General features: G+C 69.8%; 20 protein-coding genes and 1 pseudogene. 7 read left to right on the forward strand and 14 right to left on the reverse strand.

The annotated features are described in order from the left end of the window. Positions 1 to 86 precede the first annotated feature (86 nt). The 3 genes from ABZX92_RS15325 (at position 87) to ABZX92_RS15335 (ending at position 5195) form a co-directional block, all read left to right on the forward strand. Positions 87 to 2906, forward strand: coding sequence for an aconitate hydratase (locus ABZX92_RS15325; RefSeq protein ID WP_355558784.1), 2820 nt, complete (start codon positions 87 to 89; stop codon positions 2904 to 2906). Between the two features lie 169 nt (positions 2907 to 3075). Next, a complete protein-coding gene (locus ABZX92_RS15330; protein ID WP_355558787.1) occupies positions 3076 to 4530 on the forward strand; it encodes a S8 family serine peptidase in 1455 nt (484 codons plus the stop codon). 239 nt (positions 4531 to 4769) lie between these two features. Further along, on the forward strand, positions 4770 to 5195 hold the full coding sequence (locus ABZX92_RS15335) for a DUF1761 domain-containing protein (protein WP_355558789.1): 426 nt from the start codon (positions 4770 to 4772) through the stop codon (positions 5193 to 5195). Positions 5196 to 5334: 139 nt separating this feature from the next. Here the strand turns inward: ABZX92_RS15335 and ABZX92_RS15340 are convergent, their stop codons facing one another. The 8 genes from ABZX92_RS15340 to ABZX92_RS15375 are packed head-to-tail and all read right to left on the reverse strand — an operon-like array spanning position 5335 to position 11031. Continuing rightward, positions 5335 to 5982 (reverse strand): dihydrofolate reductase family protein, encoded by a 648-nt coding sequence (locus ABZX92_RS15340; protein ID WP_355558792.1) that lies wholly within the window; start codon positions 5980 to 5982, stop codon positions 5335 to 5337. Positions 5983 to 6018: 36 nt separating this feature from the next. Further along, positions 6019 to 6450, reverse strand: coding sequence for a PH domain-containing protein (locus tag ABZX92_RS15345; protein ID WP_355558836.1), 432 nt, complete (start codon positions 6448 to 6450; stop codon positions 6019 to 6021). 8 nt (positions 6451 to 6458) lie between these two features. Further along, entirely contained in the window at positions 6459 to 6956 is a 498-nt protein-coding gene (gene ribH / locus ABZX92_RS15350) for a 6,7-dimethyl-8-ribityllumazine synthase (RefSeq protein ID WP_355558795.1), read from the reverse strand. After that, the gene (locus ABZX92_RS15355; protein ID WP_355558797.1) at positions 6953 to 8215 is read right to left on the reverse strand and encodes a bifunctional 3,4-dihydroxy-2-butanone-4-phosphate synthase/GTP cyclohydrolase II; all 1263 of its coding nucleotides are present in this window, start codon (positions 8213 to 8215) and stop codon (positions 6953 to 6955) included. Before ABZX92_RS15355 ends, ribH begins: the two co-directional genes overlap by 4 nt. After that, a complete protein-coding gene (locus ABZX92_RS15360; RefSeq protein WP_355558799.1) occupies positions 8212 to 8832 on the reverse strand; it encodes a riboflavin synthase in 621 nt (206 codons plus the stop codon). Before ABZX92_RS15360 ends, ABZX92_RS15355 begins: the two co-directional genes overlap by 4 nt. Positions 8833 to 8840: 8 nt before the next feature. Then, the gene (gene ribD, locus ABZX92_RS15365; RefSeq protein ID WP_355558840.1) at positions 8841 to 9824 is read right to left on the reverse strand and encodes a bifunctional diaminohydroxyphosphoribosylaminopyrimidine deaminase/5-amino-6-(5-phosphoribosylamino)uracil reductase RibD; all 984 of its coding nucleotides are present in this window, start codon (positions 9822 to 9824) and stop codon (positions 8841 to 8843) included. A 14-nt stretch (positions 9825 to 9838) separates the two neighbouring features. After that, entirely contained in the window at positions 9839 to 10504 is a 666-nt protein-coding gene (gene rpe / locus ABZX92_RS15370; RefSeq protein ID WP_355558802.1) for a ribulose-phosphate 3-epimerase, read from the reverse strand. Positions 10505 to 10530: 26 nt separating this feature from the next. Then, positions 10531 to 11031, reverse strand: coding sequence for a flavoprotein (locus ABZX92_RS15375; protein WP_355558805.1), 501 nt, complete (start codon positions 11029 to 11031; stop codon positions 10531 to 10533). Between the two features lie 87 nt (positions 11032 to 11118). Here ABZX92_RS15375 and ABZX92_RS15380 point away from each other — a divergent pair, with 87 nt between their 5' ends. Next, positions 11119 to 12114: a hypothetical protein gene (locus ABZX92_RS15380; RefSeq protein ID WP_355558808.1), complete on the forward strand. Its 996-nt coding sequence runs from the start codon at positions 11119 to 11121 to the stop codon at positions 12112 to 12114. 66 nt (positions 12115 to 12180) lie between these two features. Here the strand turns inward: ABZX92_RS15380 and ABZX92_RS15385 are convergent, their stop codons facing one another. The 4 genes from ABZX92_RS15385 to ABZX92_RS15400 form a co-directional block, all read right to left on the reverse strand. Next, the gene (locus ABZX92_RS15385) at positions 12181 to 13650 is read right to left on the reverse strand and encodes an RsmB/NOP family class I SAM-dependent RNA methyltransferase (protein ID WP_355558811.1); all 1470 of its coding nucleotides are present in this window, start codon (positions 13648 to 13650) and stop codon (positions 12181 to 12183) included. 166 nt (positions 13651 to 13816) lie between these two features. Beyond that, positions 13817 to 14743, reverse strand: coding sequence for a methionyl-tRNA formyltransferase (gene fmt, locus ABZX92_RS15390; RefSeq protein WP_355558814.1), 927 nt, complete (start codon positions 14741 to 14743; stop codon positions 13817 to 13819). 2 nt (positions 14744 to 14745) lie between these two features. Beyond that, complete coding sequence (gene def, locus ABZX92_RS15395) at positions 14746 to 15294, reverse strand: peptide deformylase (RefSeq protein WP_355558817.1); 549 nt, start codon at positions 15292 to 15294, stop codon at positions 14746 to 14748. Between the two features lie 47 nt (positions 15295 to 15341). Beyond that, entirely contained in the window at positions 15342 to 15491 is a 150-nt protein-coding gene (locus tag ABZX92_RS15400) for a hypothetical protein (RefSeq protein WP_355558820.1), read from the reverse strand. A gap of 119 nt (positions 15492 to 15610) precedes the next feature. Between ABZX92_RS15400 and ABZX92_RS15405 the strand changes: the two genes are divergently transcribed. Genes ABZX92_RS15405 through ABZX92_RS15415 form a run of 3 tightly spaced genes read left to right on the forward strand, consistent with a single transcriptional unit; the run spans position 15611 to position 17891 of the window. Further along, complete coding sequence (locus ABZX92_RS15405) at positions 15611 to 16213, forward strand: RNA polymerase sigma factor (RefSeq protein WP_355558823.1); 603 nt, start codon at positions 15611 to 15613, stop codon at positions 16211 to 16213. After that, the gene (locus tag ABZX92_RS15410; protein WP_355558825.1) at positions 16213 to 17361 is read left to right on the forward strand and encodes a hypothetical protein; all 1149 of its coding nucleotides are present in this window, start codon (positions 16213 to 16215) and stop codon (positions 17359 to 17361) included. Before ABZX92_RS15405 ends, ABZX92_RS15410 begins: the two co-directional genes overlap by 1 nt. Positions 17362 to 17372: 11 nt before the next feature. After that, positions 17373 to 17891, forward strand: a complete 519-nt coding sequence (locus ABZX92_RS15415; RefSeq protein WP_355558828.1) for a DinB family protein — start codon at positions 17373 to 17375, stop codon at positions 17889 to 17891. Between the two features lie 87 nt (positions 17892 to 17978). Here the strand turns inward: ABZX92_RS15415 and ABZX92_RS15420 are convergent, their stop codons facing one another. Continuing rightward, positions 17979 to 18254: a DUF3040 domain-containing protein gene (locus ABZX92_RS15420; RefSeq protein WP_355558831.1), complete on the reverse strand. Its 276-nt coding sequence runs from the start codon at positions 18252 to 18254 to the stop codon at positions 17979 to 17981. Continuing rightward, positions 18248 to 18532 (reverse strand): annotated as a pseudogene (locus ABZX92_RS15425) (GreA/GreB family elongation factor); the annotation flags it as partial. The pseudogene ABZX92_RS15425 and the gene ABZX92_RS15420, both read right to left, overlap by 7 nt. Positions 18533 to 18677: the final 145 nt, after the last annotated feature.

The following is an 18677-nucleotide window of genomic DNA, read 5'->3' on the forward strand; positions in this document are numbered from 1 at the left end:
CGTACTGTTTGGGGTCGAGGGGCACTGGTCGACCCGGTGAGGAAGACTTGCCCCGTACCCCGAACTGACCACCGCGCTGTCACCAGATGGAGTTGCACGTGACTAGTAAGGACAGCTTCGGCGCCCGCGGCACGCTCAACGTCGGCGACTCCTCCTACGAGGTGTTCCGGCTGAGCGCCGTGGAGGGCGCAGAGCGTCTTCCGTTCAGCCTGAAGATCCTGCTGGAGAACCTGCTGCGGACCGAGGACGGCGCGAACATCACCGCCGACCACGTGCGCGCGCTCGCCAACTGGGACCCCGCCGCCGAGCCGAACACCGAGATCCAGTTCACGCCCGCCCGCGTCGTGATGCAGGACTTCACCGGTGTGCCGTGCGTGGTCGACCTCGCCACCATGCGTGAGGCCGTCACCCAGCTGGGTGGCGACGCGGAGAAGGTGAACCCGCTCGCCCCCGCCGAGCTCGTGATCGACCACTCGGTCATCGCCGACATCTTCGGCCGCCCGGACGCGTTCGAGCTGAACGTCGACCTGGAGTACCAGCGCAACCGCGAGCGCTACCAGTTCCTGCGCTGGGGCCAGACCGCGTTCGACGAGTTCAAGGTCGTCCCGCCCGGCACCGGCATCGTGCACCAGGTCAACATCGAGCACCTCGCGCGCGTCGTCATGGTCCGGGGCGGCCAGGCGTACCCGGACACGCTGGTCGGCACCGACTCGCACACCACGATGGTCAACGGCATCGGCGTGCTGGGCTGGGGCGTCGGCGGCATCGAGGCCGAGGCCGCGATGCTCGGCCAGCCGGTCTCCATGCTGATCCCGCGCGTCGTGGGCTTCAAGCTCTCCGGTGAGCTGCCCGCGGGCGCCACCGCCACCGACCTCGTGCTGACGATCACCGAGATGCTGCGCAAGCAGGGCGTCGTCGGCAAGTTCGTCGAGTTCTACGGCGAGGGCGTCGGCGCCGTGCCGCTCGCGAACCGCGCCACCATCGGCAACATGTCGCCGGAGTTCGGCTCCACGGTCGGCATCTTCCCGATCGACGGCGAGACCATCGACTACCTGCGCCTGACCGGCCGTTCCGAGGAGCAGATCGCGCTCGTCGAGGCGTACGCCAAGGAGCAGGGCCTCTGGCACGACCCGTCCCGCGAGGCCGTCTACTCCGAGACGCTGGAGCTGGACCTGGCGACGGTCGTCCCGTCCATCGCCGGCCCGAAGCGCCCGCAGGACCGCATCGAGCTGACCAACGCCAAGGAGTCGTTCCGCCAGGCGTTGGGTGCCTACGTCGCGCACACCGAGTCCGCGGAGCTGTCCGGTGTGGACGAGGCCGTCGACGAGACGTTCCCGGCCAGCGACCCGGTCGCCATCCACGAGGGCGAGAACGGCTCCGGCGCGCCGAAGGTGTTCCAGTCGGCTGCCGAGGGCGCCACCGGCCGGGTCTCGAACCCGGTCAAGGTCTCCATCGACGGCAACGAGTTCGAGCTGGACCACGGCGCCGTGGCGATCGCCGCGATCACGTCGTGCACCAACACCTCGAACCCGTCCGTGATGCTCGGCGCGGCCCTGCTCGCCAAGAAGGCCGTCGAGCGCGGTCTCGAGCGCAAGCCGTGGGTCAAGACGACCCTGGCGCCGGGCTCGAAGGTCGTCATGGACTACTACGAGCGCGCGGGCCTCATGCCGTACCTGGAGAAGCTCGGCTTCCACCTGGTCGGCTACGGCTGCACCACCTGCATCGGCAACTCGGGCCCGCTGCAGGACGAGATCTCGGCCGGCGTGCAGCAGGGCGACCTCGCCGTCGTCTCGGTGCTGTCCGGCAACCGCAACTTCGAGGGCCGGATCAACCCGGACATCAAGATGAACTACCTCGCGTCGCCGCCGCTCGTCGTGGCGTACGCGCTGGCCGGTTCGATGGACAAGGACATCACCACCGAGCCGCTCGCGTTCGACCCCGACGGCAAGCCGGTGTACCTCTCGGAGATCTGGCCGACCCCGGCCGAGATCGCCGAGGTCATCTCGACCTCGATCTCCGCGGAGGGCTTCACCAAGGGCTACACCAACGTGTTCTCCGGCGACGAGCGCTGGCAGTCGCTGCCCACGCCGACCGGCAACACGTTCGAGTGGGACGCCGAGTCCACCTACGTCCGCAAGCCCCCGTACTTCGAGGGCATGCAGATGGAGCCGTCGCCGGTCACCGACATCTCGGGTGCCCGCGTGCTGGCCCTGCTCGGTGACTCGGTCACCACGGACCACATCTCCCCCGCCGGTTCGATCAAGGCCGACTCGCCCGCGGGCAAGTACCTGACCGAGCACGGCGTGGAGCGCAAGGACTTCAACTCCTACGGCTCCCGCCGCGGCAACCACGAGGTGATGATCCGCGGCACGTTCGCGAACATCCGCCTGCGCAACCTGCTCCTCGACGACGTCCAGGGCGGCTTCACCCGCAACTTCCTGGAAGCCGACGCCCCGCAGACCACCATCTACGACGCCTCGGTCGCCTACGCCGCCGCCGGTGTCCCGCTGGTCGTCCTCGCGGGCAAGGAGTACGGCTCGGGCTCGTCGCGCGACTGGGCCGCCAAGGGCACCTCGCTGCTCGGCGTCCGCGCCGTGATCGCCGAGTCCTACGAGCGCATCCACCGCTCGAACCTGATCGGCATGGGCGTCATGCCCCTGCAGTTCCCGGCCGGCCAGAACGCGGCGTCCCTGGGCCTCGACGGCACCGAGACGTTCGACTTCACCGGCGTCACGGAGCTCAACAACGGCACCACCCCCTCGACCGTCCACGTCGTCGCCACCAAGGCCGACGGCTCGAAGGTCGAGTTCGACGCGGTCGTCCGCATCGACACCCCCGGTGAAGCCGACTACTACCGCAACGGCGGCATCATGCAGTACGTCCTGCGCAAGATGGTCCGCAGCTAGTCAGTTCGATTAAGAGAGGGCCGTTCACCGCTGGTGAGCGGCCCTTTCACATTCACAGAATTACTCCCGCAGTAACCACGTGAATGCGCGTTGCATGTGATGTAACAATCTTCTCGCCGATTCGATTTTCCCGTGAACACCCTTACTACGGGAAGCGGTGAGACATTTGTTGAATCGTCCACGAGCACTGCTGGCCGCCGCCGGTCTCGGGGCGGCTCTGTGTGTCGCCCCGGCGATCCAGGCCGGTGCCGCGACGGAGTCCACCTACGTCGTCCTCTACCACGAGGGCGCCTCGTCGTCGAACGCCGCGAACACCATCGCGAGCGCCGGCGGCACCGTTGTCGCGAACTACAGCCAGATCGGCGTCGCGGTCGCCCGGTCGTCGAGCGCCGGTTTCGCCGCCGCGATGAAGCAGCAGAACAACGTCGAGGGCGTCGCCGCGACGACCGGCCTCGGTACGCGGCTCGCACCCGACCAGGCCGACGCCGCTGACGACGTCGCGGCCGCCGCCACGTGGGGCGACTCGCTGTCCGGCCTGCAGTGGGACATGCAGCAGATCAACGTGCCGCAGGCGCACCAGGTCACACCCGGCAGCAGGCAGGTCGTCGTGGGCGACCTGGACACGGGCCTCGACTTCACGCACCCGGACCTCGCGCCGAACTACGACGCGTCGCGCAGCGCGGACTGCTCCAGCGGCACGCCGACACCGTTGCTGGCGGGCAACGACCAGAACGGCCACGGCACCCACACCGCCGGCACCATCGCCGCGGCCGCCAACGGCACCGGCATCGTCGGTGTGGCGCCGAACGTGCGCATCGCCGGCGTGAAGACGAGCAACGACGACGGCTACTTCTTCCCCGAGATGGTCATCTGCTCGTACATGTGGTCCGCCACGCACGGCATCAACGTCACCAACAACAGCTACTTCGCCGATCCGTGGCTCTTCAACTGCCGCAACAACGCCGACCAGCGCGCGATCTGGAAGGCCGAGCGCAGGGCGATCAGGTACGCGCAGCAGCAGGGCGTGATCGTCGTGGCGTCCGAGGGCAACGACGCCACCGACCTCTCGCACCCGAAGGTCGACGTGATCAGCCCCGACTTCCCGCCCGGCAGCGAGCAGGAACGGGAGATCACCAACGCCTGCGCGGTCGTCCCGGTCGAGGTTCCCGGCGTCATCGGCGTGACGGCGACGGGCAACAAGCGCTTCAAGTCGTACTACTCCAGCTACGGCGTCTCGACCGCCGACGTGGCCGCACCGGGCGGCGACGCGATCCTGCAGCTGACCCCGGCCGCCCCCAACGGCCGCGTGCTGTCGACCTACCCGAGCTACCGGCCGTGCACGCGCCAGGTGCTCGAGAACGGCGCGAAGTACTGCTACCTGCAGGGCACCTCGATGGCCGGTCCGCACGTGGCCGGTGTCGCCGCACTGCTGCTGAGCAAGCAGGGCGGCGGGGGTGCGGCCGCCAAGCTGCAGCAGGCGACCAACCCGCTCCCCTGCCCGGACACGTCGATCTACGCGAACTTCCCGCAGAACAGCGGGGAGCCGCAGACGTGCCAGGGTGGAGCAGGGCACAACAGCTTCTACGGATCGGGTGAGATCGACGCCCTCAAGGCCGTGAGCTGACGGGTGGGCCGCTCACCGGCTCGGTGAGCGGCCCCTCCTCAACGGATCTACGACTCCCCGCACCTCAACTGGCTCGCCGCCACGACCGTCCACTTCGGACTCGGCGGTCTCCTGGTACGCCGAGTCCGGGCGCTTTGGCGGTAGATCCATCGGACACCGTTATGTCCGGGCCCGAACCACCGGTAACAGCTCACGTTCACCCCGCGATGCCAAGTCACCTGATCACCGCGGGAGACGTCATGAGCTTGACCGTGCTCGGCGACCTGAACTGGTTAGCCGTCATCGTGGCAACGATCGCGTACTTCGCGCTAGGTGCCTTGTGGTACGCGGAGTTCGCGTTCGGCAAGGCCTGGCAACGCGCCGCCGGCTGGGACCTGAACCCACCGGACAACGCCGGCGCCGGCATCTACGTCGTGCCGCTGGCCACCTGCTTCGCCACCACCCTCGCGACGGCGATGATCGGTGCCGCGTCGAGCACCGACAACATCATGGAAGGCATCCTGCTCGGGCTGATCGTCGGTGTCGGCGTCGCCCTGCCGGTCGTTCTCGTGACGGGCACCTTCGACATGACCAAGCCCGCGCCGATGACGTTCGCGGCCATCGGCGCGGGTTATCACATCGTCGGACTCGCGCTGGCGGGCGCGATCCTCGGCCTCTGGGTCTAGACCTCGCCGCGCCGCGCGCACCTCGCCGCTCCGCCCGATCAGGAACGCGCAGCTTGCGCGGCACCGAGGGCGAGCGTGTGCGCCAAGGCCGCCAACCGCGACCGTGTTCCACCGAGTCGGCCACCCCTGACGAGCTGACCTACTTCCGCCAGAACAGGTGGTGCGTCACGCCGCTCGGGCTGGGCACGACCTCCAGGTGGAACCGGTCGCGCAGCTCGTCGGGCGACTCCCAGAGCTTCAGCCCGGAGCCCACCTCCACCGGCGACACCGCCACGTGCAGGGTGTCGACGAGGTCGGCGTCGAGGAACTCCCGGATGGTGGTGACGCCACCGCCGAGCCGGACGTCCTTGCCCTGCGCGGCTTTCCGCGCCTGGTCGAGCACCGCGGCCGGGTCGCCGCCGACGAAGTGGAACGTGGTCTCACCGAGCGTGATCGACGGACGCTCGTGGTGGGTCAGCACGAACACCGGCGTGTGGAACGGCGGTTCGTCACCCCACCAGCCCTGCCACTCGTGGTCGGTCCACGGCCCGCGCTGAGGCCCGAACTTGTTGCGGCCCATGATCTCCGCGCCGATGTTCTGGGTGAAGTCGCGGGTGAAGTAGTCGTCGAGACCGCGGCTGCCACCGGGATCGGTGCGGTTGGGCCAGCTGGCCGTGGCGCCCGCCCAGGCGAACAGCTGCGCGGGCGAGACGCCGTCACCGAACGGCTGCTCGAAGCTCTGGTTCTCGCCGGCGGCGACCCCGTCGCTCGAAACGGCGAAGTTCTGCACCTTCAGCAGTTGAGTCATGCGGTGAAGACTCGCAGAGCCGGCCGAACTCATCGCTCAGCCGCGCGCCGCTTTGTGCAACTCACGCAACGCGCGCACGGACGAGACGGCGTACTCGCGGTCGACGGCCTGCACGGCCATCACCGAGATGTACTCGTCCTCCGGCAGCTCCAGACGCGCCCACGCGGCACCGTCCGGGAAGCTCACCGAGAGCACGTCCGTCCACTCGAAGTGGTGAGACGTCACGACGTTGCGCACGTCGACACCCGAGGCGTCGGCGGTCACCCGTGGCCGGGTCAGCAGCAGCACGCCGCCCGCGAGCAGGAAGCCCAGGACGATCATCGCGACCTGGTCGGAGGCCCGGAAGATCACGCCGGTCGGGGTGTTGCCGAGCAGCAGCCCGACGACCGTGAACACGATGACCAAACCGACCGCGCACGCCCACGCGACGCGGCGGATCTTCTTGGGGCGGAACACCACGGCGTTCAACTCTGGCGTCACTCGAAACCCCGCTCGGTCCACGGCTGACGCAGCCCGCGCAGCACCAGTGCGGTGTCGATCGCGGCCACGGTCGCCTCGTAACCCTTGTCCTCCACCGAGTCCGGCCACCCGGCGCGCGCCAGGGCCTGCTCCTCGGTGTTGCACGTCAGCACGCCGTTGCCGACCGGTGCCGACTCGTCCAGCGCGACGCGGGTGAGCCCGTCGGTCACCGAGTCGCACACGTACTCGAAGTGCGGGGTGCCGCCGCGGATCACCACGCCCAGCGCGACGACGGCGTCGTGGTGACGCGCGAGTTCCTGCACCACAACGGGAAGCTCGATCGCGCCCGCGACGCGCACCACGGTCGTGTCGACGCACCCGGCTTCCTCGGCGGCCTTCAGCGCGCGCTCCAGGAGCTGGTCGGTGATCTTGCTGTTCCACCGCGTCGCGACGATCCCGACGCTCAGGCCACTGCCGTCGAGCGGGGTCTGCTCTGGACGGCCCTCGCCACTCATTCCTGGTCCTCCGTAGCGGAAACGACGGCCTCGTACTGCTCCAGCTGGTTCAGCTCGTGGCCCATCCGGTCGCGCTTGGTGCGCAGGTACCGCAGGTTCTCCGGGTTCGGGGAGATCGGCAGCGGCACCCGGTCCAGCACCCGTAGACCGTAGCCAGCCTCGAGTCCCACGCGCTTCGCGGGGTTGTTCGTCAGCAGCCGCATGGACTTGATGCCGAGGTCGACGAGGATCTGCGCGCCCGTGCCGTAGTCGCGCGCGTCGGCGGGCAGGCCCTGCGCCAGGTTCGCGTCCACGGTGTCCGCGCCCTGGTCCTGCAGCTGGTAGGCCTGCAGCTTGTGCATCAGGCCGATGCCGCGGCCCTCGTGGCCACGCATGTACAGCACGACGCCACGTCCTTGCGCCGCAACGGCTTCCATCGCCGCGTCGAGCTGCGGGCCGCAGTCGCAGCGCAACGAGCCGAGCACGTCGCCGGTGAGGCACTCGGAGTGCACGCGCACCAGCACGTCCTCGCCGTCGCCGATCTCGCCGTACACCAGCGCGACGTGCTCGATGCCGTCGAGCAGGCTGTCGTAGCCGACCGCCGTGAACACGCCGTGCGCGGTCGGGATCCGGGCTTCCGCGACTCGTTCGACCTGGGTCTCGACCCGGCGGCGGTACGCGATCAGGCCCGCGATGGTGATGATCGCGAGGTCGTGGTCCGCCGCGAACACCTCCAGCTCGTCGCGGCGGGCCATGTCGCCCTCGTCCTTCTGCGACACGATCTCGCAGAGCACACCGGCGGGCGACAACCCGGCCAGGCGCGCCAGGTCGATGGCGGCCTCGGTGTGGCCAGGGCGGCGCAGCACGCCACCGGCCTTGGCGCGCAACGGCACGACGTGGCCGGGACGGTTGAAGTCGCTGGCCTTCGAGGTCGGGTCGGCGAGCAGGCGGATCGTGCGGGCGCGGTCCGCGGCCGAGATGCCGGTGCTCACACCCTCACGCGCGTCCACCGTGACCGTGTACGCGGTGCCGCGCACGTCCTGGTTCGTGTGGAACATCGGCGGCAGGTCGAGCCGGTCGCAGTCGGACTCGGTGAGCGGCACGCAGATGTAACCGGACGTGTAGCGCACCATGAACGCGAGCAGCTCCGGCGTCGCCTTCTCGGCGGCGAAGATCAGGTCGCCCTCGTTCTCGCGGTCCTCGTCGTCGACCACGACCACGGGCCGTCCGGCGGCGATGTCCTTGATCGCCCGCTCGATCTCAGCGAAGTCGTTGCTCACTGGGCCTCCTCGCCCGCAATGGCCCGCAGGTGCGGGACGGCCAGTCGTTCGACGTACTTCGCCAGCACGTCGACCTCCAGGTTCACCGGGTCACCCGGCAACCGGTGACCGAGCGTGGTGAGGTCGAGCGTGGTGGGGATGAGACTCACCGTGAACTGATCCTCACTCACGGTGACTACGGTGAGTGAGACGCCGTCGACGGTGATCGAACCCTTCTCCACGACGTAACGGGCGAGCAGGGGCGGCAGTCCGATGTGGACGATCTCCCAGTGCTCGGCCTTCTCCCGCGCGAGGATCGTGCCCGTGCCGTCGACGTGACCCTGCACGATGTGGCCGCCGAGGCGCTGGCCGACCGCGGCCGCGCGCTCCAGGTTGACCTTGTCACCCTCCGCGATCTTCGCGAGGCTGCTGCGCGTGAGGGTCTCGCGCATCACGTCGGCGGTGAAGGTGTTGTTCTCGACCTCCACGACGGTGAGGCAGACGCCGTTCACCGCGATGGAGTCGCCGTGCTTCGCGTCGCTCGTGACGATCGGCCCGGAGACGCGGATCCGCGCCGCGTCGGGCAGGTCCTGAACCGCGACCACGTGGCCGAGTTCCTCGACGATCCCGGTGAACACCGTTCCTCCTAAATTTGCGGAACCGCGCTGATCCGCAAGTCCGGTCCGCTCATGGTGACGTCTTCCACGGTCAGCCGGACAGCGTCCGTGATGGTTGACACGCCCGCGCCCAGCACGGCGGCGGGGCCGTCGCCGAGCAACGCGGGCGCGATGTAGGCGAGCACCCGGTCGATCCTGCCCGCTCCGAGGAACGCGCCGGCCACAGTTGCACCGCCTTCCAGCAGCACGTCGACGACCCCGCGCTCGGCGAGCGCGCGCAGGACCTCGTCCGGGTCGTGCGTGCGCAGGTGCAGCGCGGTGTGCCGGAGCTTGGCCCCGTCCGGCAGGTCGCTCATGCCCACGACCACCGGCAACGGCTGGCGGGGCAACGGCATTCCATCGTCGTCGCGAGCCGTCAGCGCCGGGTCGTCCTTCTTGACCGTGTTCGTGCCGACGACGATGGCGTCGAGCTTCGCGCGCATGCCGTGCACCTCCTTGCGGGAGGTCTCCGAGCTGATCCACTGGCTGGTGCCGTCCTGTGCCGCGACCCTGCCGTCCAGCGACGCCGCGTACTTCCACGTGACGTGTGGACGTCCCGTGCGCGCGTAGTGCAGCCACGCGCGCAGTGGCCCGTTGCTCACCTCGTCAGCGAGCAGACCACTCTCGACCGTGATGCCGGCTTCTTCGAGACGCCGCGCGCCGCCCGCCGCCCTGGGGTTCGGGTCGGTCACCGCGTGGATGACGTGCTTGATGCCCGCTTCCTGCAACGCTTCGGTGCACGGTGGCGTGCGGCCGAAGTGGGAGCACGGCTCGAGCGTGACGACCGCGGTGCCACCCTGGGCCTTCGTACCGGCTTCCTTGAGCGCCATGACCTCGGCGTGCGGGCCACCGGGAGGCTGGGTGCCGCCGAACCCGACCGCCTTGCCGTGTCCGTCCAGGATGACGCAGCCGACCGGTGGGTTGGGGCTCGTGGTGCCTCGCACCCGTTCGCTCTCCGCGATGGCGAGCACCATCGCGTCCTCGGGGGTCACGTGGTCCTGATCCCCTGGGCCCCGGCTGCCTGAGCCCGCAGGGCCTCGACCGCCTTGCCCGGATCGGCGGCGTCGTACACGGCGGACCCGGCGACGAAGCAGTCCACCCCGGCCTGCGCGGCCTGCTCGATGGTGTCGGCGTTGATGCCGCCGTCGATCTCCACGAGCAGCTTGAGGTGACCGGTGTCGACGAGATTGCGGGCGGTCTTCACCTTGTCGAGCACCTCGGCCATGAAGCTCTGCCCGCCGAAGCCCGGCTCGACCGACATCACCAGCAGCGTGTCGTAGTGCTTGAGCACGTCGACGTACGGCTCCAGCGGCGTACCGGGCTTGATGCTGAGACCCGCCTTGCTGCCGGCGGCTTTGAGGTCCTTGGCGAGCTTGACCGGGTCGTTCGCCGCCTCGACGTGCACGGTGACGTTGTAGGCGCCGGCTTCGGCGTACCCGATGGCCCAGCGGTCCGGGTCCTCGATCATGAGATGGCAGTCGATCGGGATGTCGGTGACCTTGAGCAGCGACTTCACCACGGGCAGGCCGAGCGTCAGGTTCGGCACGAAGTGGTTGTCCATGACGTCGACGTGGATCCAGTCCGACGTGGGCACCGCGGCGAGCTCGTCGGCGAGGCGCGCGAAGTCGGCGGACAGGATGCTGGGGGCGATCATCGGCGTGTGGACCACAAGGGTGAAGTCTAGGTGTCCAGCAGGTCGAGGAGCCTGCCGGGAGCCTCGTCAGTGACCACCACGACACCTGCCTTCGTGAGCGTCTCGACGTGCGTGTCCCACATGGGGTGCCGCCGCTTGTCCGCGCTCGCCTGGGGCATGACGACGACCTTGCAGCTTTCGACCCCGATGGCTTCGTTCAACGCGGTCAGCGCCTGGTTGTCGCCGATGCCCAGGGCGAGCTTGGCCACGGAGTTCGCACTGGCGGGAGCGAAGATGAACGCGTCGGGCGTCGGGTAGGGCTTGGGCTGGCTCGGCAGCCGCGGTTCCCAGCGGATCGGAAGGTCCGTGAGCTCCTGGAGCTTCTCCAGCTCACCCGCCTCCTCGAACCACGGCACGACCGCCGGGGTCAGGGTGATGGCCAGCCGCCACCCCCGTTGCCCGGCTGGTTCGGCGAGTTCGGTGCGGAACCACGACTCGACTCCGCCGCAACCCGAAGCGACCAGTCCGAGCAATCCACGCGTCGTCACCACTGCGATGGTAGGCGGTCGGATTTGTCAGACCCCGTCGATAGCGTCCCCACAGCGGGTGTTCGCCCGCGTACTGAGGGGAGCAAGATGCGCAAGTGGAACCGGTGGCTCACAGCCACCGCGATGACGGCCGCCCTGGTGGCGGCCACCGCCCTGCCCGCACTCGCCGAACCGCCGCAGCGCACCGTTTCCTTGCCGCTGACGTCGTTCTCGGACATCGTGGTGGACCCGACGCTGGGGCACGTGTTCATGAGCAGCAGGACCGATCATGCGGTCGCGGTCACGGACCTGTCGGGCACCGTGGTCACCAAGCTGACGAACCTGCCCGGCGCCACGGGGCTGGCGCTCAGCCCGGACGGCGACACGGTCTTCGTCGCGCTGTCCCAGTACGGCGCGATCGCCGCACTGGACACGCTGACGCTGACCGAACGGGCGCGCTACCCGGTCGGCGAGGTGTGCCCGTCCGATCTGGCCATCACCGGCGACCACCTGTACTTCAGCTACGGCTGCGACACCTGGGGCGCCGGCATCGGCCGCGTCGGCTTCAACGGCGCGCAGGCCCGCACGGGTCTCGCGACCGGCCGGTACAGCCCGCAACAGCTGGCGACGTCCCCGGCGAGGCCCGGTCTGCTGGCGGCGGGCCAGCCGGGTCTGTCCCCCGCCTCGCTCCAGGTGCTGCGCGAGGAGGGCGACACGCTCGCCGTCGCGGCATCCCGTGAGGCGGGCAGCAACCTCGCCGACGTCGAGTTCTCCAAGGACGGCACCCAGATCCACGTGGCCTCGGGCGCGCCGTACGAAATCCAGTCGTACACGAGCGACACCCTCGCCGTGCGCGGCAGCTACAACACCGGCCCGTACCCGGTCGCGGTCTCGACGAGCCAGGACACTGGCGCGCTCGCCGCGGGCATCAACGACAGCACGTCCGTGCGCGTCTACCCGGCGGGCTCGTTCACGGCGTCGCGCACCTATGAGGTCCGGGACCTGCACTGGGCGAGCCTGGCGTGGGGCCCGAACGGCCGCTGGGTGTACGCGGTGGGCAACAAGTGGGGTCAGCCGCCGACGCTGAACGTGCTCAAGGTCTGACGCCGGTGTCCGGGCGAGCCACTTGGGCTCGCCCGGATCCGTTGCCGCACAAGGGATCCAAAACTGTCAGACCCCGTCGCTACCGTTGTCCCCGAGCGCTCGAACAGGGCGTCGCAGCACCGCGCAGAACATCGCGTCGGTGCCGTGCAGATGGGGCCAGAGCTGGACGTGCGGGCCTTCCCCGAGGTCCGGAACTCCCGGGAAGAGCTCCCGCGTGTCCAGCACTTCCGCCCCGGTTCGCTTGGCGACGTCCGTCACCACCCCGACCGTTTCAGAGAGATGAGGTGAGCACACGACATAAGCCACGACGCCGCCTGGTCGCACCAGTCGCAACGCCTCGGTGAGCAGCTCGCGCTGCAGCTTCGTGAGCGTGCCGACGTCGGCGGGCTGGCGCCTCCACCGCGCCTCCGGGCGCCTGCGCAGCGCACCGAGACCGGTGCAGGGCGCGTCGACGAGTACGCGGTCGAACGCCCCTTCGACGAAGTCGGTCTCGAGGCCGTCGGCCACGTGCACGGTCACCGGCAGGCCTGAGGTGAGCTTGCGCACGAGCTCGGCGCGGTGGGGTGCCTTCTCGACGGCGATCAGCTCGCCGCCTTCGAGGCCGACCAGTGCGGCGAGCAGTGCGGCCTTGCCGCCGGGTCCGGCGCAGAGGTCCAGCCAGCGGTCATCCGTGCCCTCTAGGGACGCGCGCGTGAGGGCAAGGGCGCACAGCTGGCTGCCTTCGTCCTGGACGTGGGCGAGGCGTTCCCGGACGGGCTCGAGATCGCCCGGGTCGCCCGCCCCGGCCTCCAGGTGCACGCCGTAAGGCGAGTACGGCGCCACGTCGCCGCCCGTGATGGCGGCGAGCTCGTCGGCGGTCACCTCGCCGGGCCGTGCCACCAGGTGGACGGCGGGCCTGGCGTCGTCCGCCTCGAGGGCGCGCTTCAGCGGCTCCTCGCGGCTGCCGAGAGCCTCGGCGAACGCCTGCGCGATCCAGCGCGGGTGGGCGTGGGTGAAGGCGAGGTTGCCGATCGGGTCGGTGTCCGGGTCGGGCGCGAGCTCGTCGACCCAGGCGGCCTCGTCCTGCTCGGAGATCCGGCGCAGGACGGCGTTGACGAAGCCGGCGATGCCCGACCCGAGCTCGGCCCGCACGAGGTCGACGGTCGAGGCGACCGCGGCGTGCGGCGGGATCCGGGTGCGCAGCAGCTGATACGCACCCAGCCGCAGCGCGTCGAGCGCCGAACCGTCCACTTCGGACAACGGCCGGTCGCAGCACGCTTCGATGACGGCGTCGAGCAGGCCCTGGGCTCGCGCCGCACCGTAGGTGAGCTCGGTGGCCAGCGCGGCATCACGGCCGGTGATGCGGCGTTCGCGCAGCAGTGCCGGCAGCACGAGGTTCGCGTACGCGTCGCGCTGCCGCACCGCCCGCAACGTCTCCAGCGCCGCCAAGCGAGCCGGGTCCTCCACGGGTGGCCGTGAGGGCCCGGTCCGCCGGCGCGGCGGGTGCGGCCTGCTCGGACGGGACGGTTTGGAAGCTCCACGTGAGTGGCCGGTCATGCGATGCACTCTCCTGCTACGGCACGGCCAACGCGCGCCGGATAAGTCTCTGCCGGCACGCGCCCGAGCGCCGCGCCACAACCGAATACCGAACCCACGCCCGCATAACCCGCGCCCCACACCCCAGCTGAGGAGGTCACACTGCGCGTCAAAGTCGTCGCGCGCTTCACGAGACGCGCTCCCCCGCCTCGATGCGCACACCGCGTGCCCAGTCGGTGGCGGCCATGCGCTTCTTGCCCTGCGCCTGCACCTCACCGAGCGCCACCGCGGTGGTCGCCGTGCCCACCAGCACGCGCTTGCGCTCGACCAGCACCTCGCCGGCGGGCAGCGTCACGTCGTCCACGGGCGTCACGGGACCGAGCTTCAACCGCTCGCCCCGGAACTCGGCCCACGCGCCGGGCTCCGGCGTGACCGCGCGCGCCAGGCGGTCCACGGCCACGGCGGGAGTGGTGAAGTCGAGGCGCGCGTCGTCGACGGTGATCTTGGCCGCGTAGGTGACGCCGTCGGAGGGCTGCTCGACAGCGCGCAGGGTGCCGTCCTCGATGCCGTCCACAGTGGACAGCAGCAGCTGTGCGCCGGACTCGGACAGCCGGGTCAGCAGGTCGCCGGAGGTGTCGCGGTCGCGGACCTTCTCGGTCACCACGCCGAACACCGGCCCCGCGTCCAGCTCCTTCACGATGCGGAACGTCGAGGCGCCCGTGATGTCGTCGCCGTTGCGCACGGCGGCCTGCACCGGCGCGGCGCCGCGCCACGCGGGCAACACGGAGAAGTGGAGGTTGACCCAGCCGAACTTCGGGACGTCGAGCGTCCGCTGCGGCAGCAGGTTCCCGTAGGCGACGACCGGGCACAGGTCGGGTTCGAGCGCGCGCAGGCGATCCAGGAACTCCGGGTCACCGGCCTTGGCGGGCGTCAGCACCTCGATGCCGTGCTCGTCGGCGAGCGCGGCGACGGGCGAGCGCTCGAGCTTCCGGCCACGGCCGGAGGGGGCGTCGGGACGGGTGACCACGGCGACGACGTCGTGGCGGGGAGAGTCGATGAAGGCGCGCAGCGAGGGAAGTGCGACCTCTGGCGTACCGGCGAACACGAGTCGCATGGTCAGCTGGACCTGCCGAAGAGTGGGTGCGGGCTCTGCTTCAAGGTGGGGACCGTACCGTCGAACCACTCGGCCTGCCGGATTTCCTTCATGGCCAGCTTGCGGGTCTCGGCGTCGAGGCGGTCCAGGAACAGCACGCCGTCGAGGTGGTCCGTCTCGTGCTGGATGCAGCGGGCCAGCGTCTCGGTGCCCTCGACCTCGATCGGTTCACCGTGCATGTTCCAGCCCTTGGCCACGACGTGCAGGTGGCGCTTGCAGTCCCACGACATGCCGGGGATGGACAGGCAGCCCTCGGGGCCTTCCTGCATCTCCTCGCCGACCACGTCCCACGTCGGGTTGACCAGGTGTCCCGCGAAGCCGTCGCAGTGGTAGGTGAACACGCGCAGCCCAACTCCGAGCTGAGGCGCGGCGAGTCCCGCTCCGCCGGCGTCTTGCATCGAGTCCCACAGGTCCTTGACCAGGGTGCGCAGTTCCTTGTCGAAGTCGGTGACCTCGACAGCGGCGGTGCGCAGCACCGGGTCGCCGAACAGGCGGATGGGTTGGACGGTCACGCAGTGCTCCTCGTGGTGGACTGGTGGCCAGTCTACGAGGAGCGCGGTCAGTGCTCGGACGCGCCGCCGAGGAAGATCACGCCCACCAGCGCCGCGATGAAGTGGCCGGTGAACCGCAGCGCCGTCCACACGGGGCGGAAGATCGCGTGGAAGTCGAAGTGAGTCCCTGCCGCAGTACCAACAGTCGTCGTCGTCATGTCACAACTGTGCCGTTCGCGCAGGTCAGCCCACATCGGCTTGCGGTATCGAGCCGTCGTCAGCCCGAGGTAGGAAGATCACGCGCAACACTCGGCCAGAAGGTGGACACCTCCAGGTCATGAGGCTGATGCGACCGAGCTGGGAGGGGGCGGCCGCCGTGCCCGACGACGCCCCGTCGGACGCCGACCTGTGGGCACGGGGTGACGAGCACGCGTTCGGCGAGCTCTACGACCGGTACGCCGAGGCGGTGTGGAACCACGCCTACCGCCTGACGGCGTCGTGGTCGACGGCCGAGGACCTGACGTCGGCGACGTTCCTCGCGGCCTGGCGCCGCCGCACCGAGGTGACGCTGGTCCGTGCCAGCGCGTTGCCGTGGCTGTTCACCGTGGCGGGCAACCTGGCGCGCTCCGAGTTCCGGCGCAAGGCCCGGTTCAGCCGTCTCCTGCTCCGCGTGCCCCGCAACGACGTGCAGCGCGACCACGCGGACGAGGTCGCCTCCTCGCTCGACCACGAGTCACGCCTCAAGCAGGTGCTGGAAGCCGTCGAACGCCTCCCCCGCGCCGAACGCGAGGCGGTCGAACTGGTGCTGCTGGGCGAACTGCCCGTCGCGCAGGCCGCGGAAGCCCTGGGGGTGGCCGAGGTGAGCGTCCGGTCACGCATCTCCCGCGCCCGCGCCCGCCTGCGCAAGGAACTCGCCGACGACACCCTGGAGGTGGAGTGATGACCATCGGCCTGCCACCCCGCCGCGAGCTGCCCGCGGACATCAAGGAACGCATGCGCCCGGTCTTCACCGAGGACCGTCCCCGCCGCAACCACACCCCGCTCGCCGTGGCTGCGGGAGTCGCGCTCCTCGTCGCGGGCGGCGTCATGGTCACACCGTCGGCCGTTGAGCGCACCAGCACTCCCAGTGGCCGCGTGGTGGCCCCGTCCCGGCTGGACCTGGACCGCTGTCGCGCGGCGCTGGGGGATGCGAACTGGCGGTCCTCGGAAATGGTCGAGTTCGACAACCGGAAGGTGCTCGTGGGCGGGGACAGCCGCTTCTGCGAGCTGACGCGTTCACGGGCCTACGTCCCGTCGAACCCGGCGCCGGCCCTGGTGGAGGCGGGCAGTGTCACGTTCCGCACCAGCCACGTCATCGCCGGCGTCCCGCCCCTGGGTGCGCGCACGGCCGTCGTCCGCGAGGGGTACAGGGGCGACGGCGGCCCCGGAACCGAAGTGGTGATGAGCCGGGACTTCTACATCGCCTACTCAACGGCCTCGTCCACCATCAGCCACGTCGTGTTCGACAACAGCACGATGGAGGTTCCGCCCAGCGCCGACGTCGGGCGCACCAAGAGCACCGACAGCTTCGAAAGCGGTGACGCCCGCCCTCGGAGCCCGATCAACCTGCTGGCCAGGTGCATCGACAACACCGTCCTCGACGGCACCGCGTCCGACCTGCTTCAGGGCTGGCAGCCGTTGCTCACCAGCGACCCCGGCAGCGAGGACGTCCTCCTGCTCGCCCACCGCGCCAACCGCGACTTCGCCACTTGCTACAGCCCGGACATGACGGGCGACGTCGGTTCGCTGCAGCAGACCTTCTCCCCTGTCCCGGCCGACCCGCAGGGCGCGACGCAGGTCGGTGGCCTCATCCGGCAGAACACCCTGCTCTTCGCCGCCAGGACCAACCGCACAGCCACGACTGTCGAGGTGTCCTGTGCAGGCGGGCCATCCGTGACGGCGGACGTCGTCGACGGCTTCTTCATCGTCAAGGTCACCGGCAGCGGCGAGAGCCTCCCCGGCGGCGGCGTGCGCATGTCCTTCGAATCCCTCGCCGTCACAGCCCGCAACGCCGAAAATCAGATCGTCTACCTGGGCGGCGTTACCTAGTGTCGGAACACATGACCTGGACGGCACACGAAGTAGAACTGCCCGACGAACCGCTCCTCGGCCCGGAACGCCCGATGCTGGAGACGTGGCTCGACCGCCATCGCGCCACCTTCCTGCAGAACTGCGCGGGCTTGACCGGCGAACAGCTCGCCACGGCCTCCACCCCTCCCTCGAACCTCACGCTGCTGGGCCTGATCCGCCACCTGTCCGACGTGGAGCGCATGTGGTTCCGCGTCCGCCTGGCCGGTCAGGACGTGAAACCCCGCTACAGCGCACCGCCGAGCTGGGATGCCGGCTTCGAGGAGATCGACCCGGCTCGCGCCGCCGCCGAGTACGCGGACCTCGTCGCCGAGATGGCCGAAGCGCGCACGGCCGCCGCCCCGCACGGCCTCGACGACACCTTCGTGCACGAGCGGCACGGCGAGATTTCGGTGCGGTGGCTCTACATCCACATGATCGAGGAGTACGCGCAGCACAACGGTCACGCCGACCTCATCCGCGAGGCCATCGACGGCCATACGAACAAATAGCGTCCACCACACACACGGGTCTGGCCGGGTTCCCCCAATTTCAATACTAGTGAGGGGGTCTGACAGCTTTCGGCCTTGCGCACGGCGTCAGTGGCTTTTGCCCGGCCAGATCCGGCGGTTCAGCGTTCCCCAGGCCCAGCCGGCGACGAGCGCGAACATCAGCGTGGCGGCGGGTTGCCCGAGTGTCAGCATGAGCACGCCCAGCAGGCTCGCGGCGATGATCACGGTCGACCAGCTGAGGTTGCGGCGGTCGCGGACGTCGGGCTGTTCGGTGTTCTCCAGGGTCTGCGCGAGGGCGGGATCCTCGTCGCGGAGCCGGCGTTCGATCTCGCAGAGCGTCTGTCTTTCGTGGTCACTCAGCACGACTGCACCTCCTGGACGGCAGTGCGGCGAACGAGGCCGTAGGGCACGGCGTTGAGCAAGGTGACGCGAACCGTGGCTCCACTGGGCACGCGATAGGCGCGCTGCTCGCCGCGGCGAGCGCCGTTCACAGCGGTTCCCAGCGGGGAGTCCGCGGAGTAGACCTCGATCGTGCAGTGCTCCGCGCCGCGCACGCCGAGCAGGAACGTCTCGATCTCGCCAGTGTCGTCGAAGCGGACGGTGAGCACCATGCCGGGTTCGGCGACGCCGTCGTCGGGAGGGTCGTGTTCGTGGCGGGCGGCATCGGGATCACGCCGATCCTGCCGATGGTCCACGCGGCGGCACGGCGAGGCCTGCCATGCGGGGTGGGGGCGGCTTCGAGATCTTCGGCCCTGGGCAGCAACCGCCGAACGGCGCGCAACCACC

It is taken from the genome of Lentzea sp. NPDC006480 (assembly GCF_040611995.1).
Taxonomy (GTDB): Bacteria; Actinomycetota; Actinomycetes; order Mycobacteriales; family Pseudonocardiaceae; genus Lentzea.

Bases quoted from the DNA above. Each gene is read 5' to 3' on its own strand.
- ABZX92_RS15325 (WP_355558784.1), top strand. From the start codon at position 87: ATGGAGTTGCACGTGACTAGTAAGGACAGCTTCGGCGCCCGCGGCACG.
- ABZX92_RS15335 (WP_355558789.1), top strand. From the start codon at position 4,770: ATGAGCTTGACCGTGCTCGGCGACCTGAACTGGTTAGCCGTCATCGTG.
- ABZX92_RS15340 (WP_355558792.1), bottom strand. From the start codon at position 5,982: ATGACTCAACTGCTGAAGGTGCAGAACTTCGCCGTTTCGAGCGACGGG.
- ribH (WP_355558795.1), bottom strand. From the start codon at position 6,956: ATGAGTGGCGAGGGCCGTCCAGAGCAGACCCCGCTCGACGGCAGTGGC.
- ribD (WP_355558840.1), bottom strand. From the start codon at position 9,824: ATGGTGCTCGCCATCGCGGAGAGCGAACGGGTGCGAGGCACCACGAGC.
- rpe (WP_355558802.1), bottom strand. From the start codon at position 10,504: ATGATCGCCCCCAGCATCCTGTCCGCCGACTTCGCGCGCCTCGCCGAC.
- ABZX92_RS15380 (WP_355558808.1), top strand. From the start codon at position 11,119: ATGCGCAAGTGGAACCGGTGGCTCACAGCCACCGCGATGACGGCCGCC.
- ABZX92_RS15385 (WP_355558811.1), bottom strand. From the start codon at position 13,650: ATGACCGGCCACTCACGTGGAGCTTCCAAACCGTCCCGTCCGAGCAGG.
- fmt (WP_355558814.1), bottom strand. From the start codon at position 14,743: ATGCGACTCGTGTTCGCCGGTACGCCAGAGGTCGCACTTCCCTCGCTG.
- ABZX92_RS15400 (WP_355558820.1), bottom strand. From the start codon at position 15,491: ATGACGACGACGACTGTTGGTACTGCGGCAGGGACTCACTTCGACTTC.
- ABZX92_RS15405 (WP_355558823.1), top strand. From the start codon at position 15,611: ATGAGGCTGATGCGACCGAGCTGGGAGGGGGCGGCCGCCGTGCCCGAC.
- ABZX92_RS15410 (WP_355558825.1), top strand. From the start codon at position 16,213: ATGACCATCGGCCTGCCACCCCGCCGCGAGCTGCCCGCGGACATCAAG.
- ABZX92_RS15415 (WP_355558828.1), top strand. From the start codon at position 17,373: ATGACCTGGACGGCACACGAAGTAGAACTGCCCGACGAACCGCTCCTC.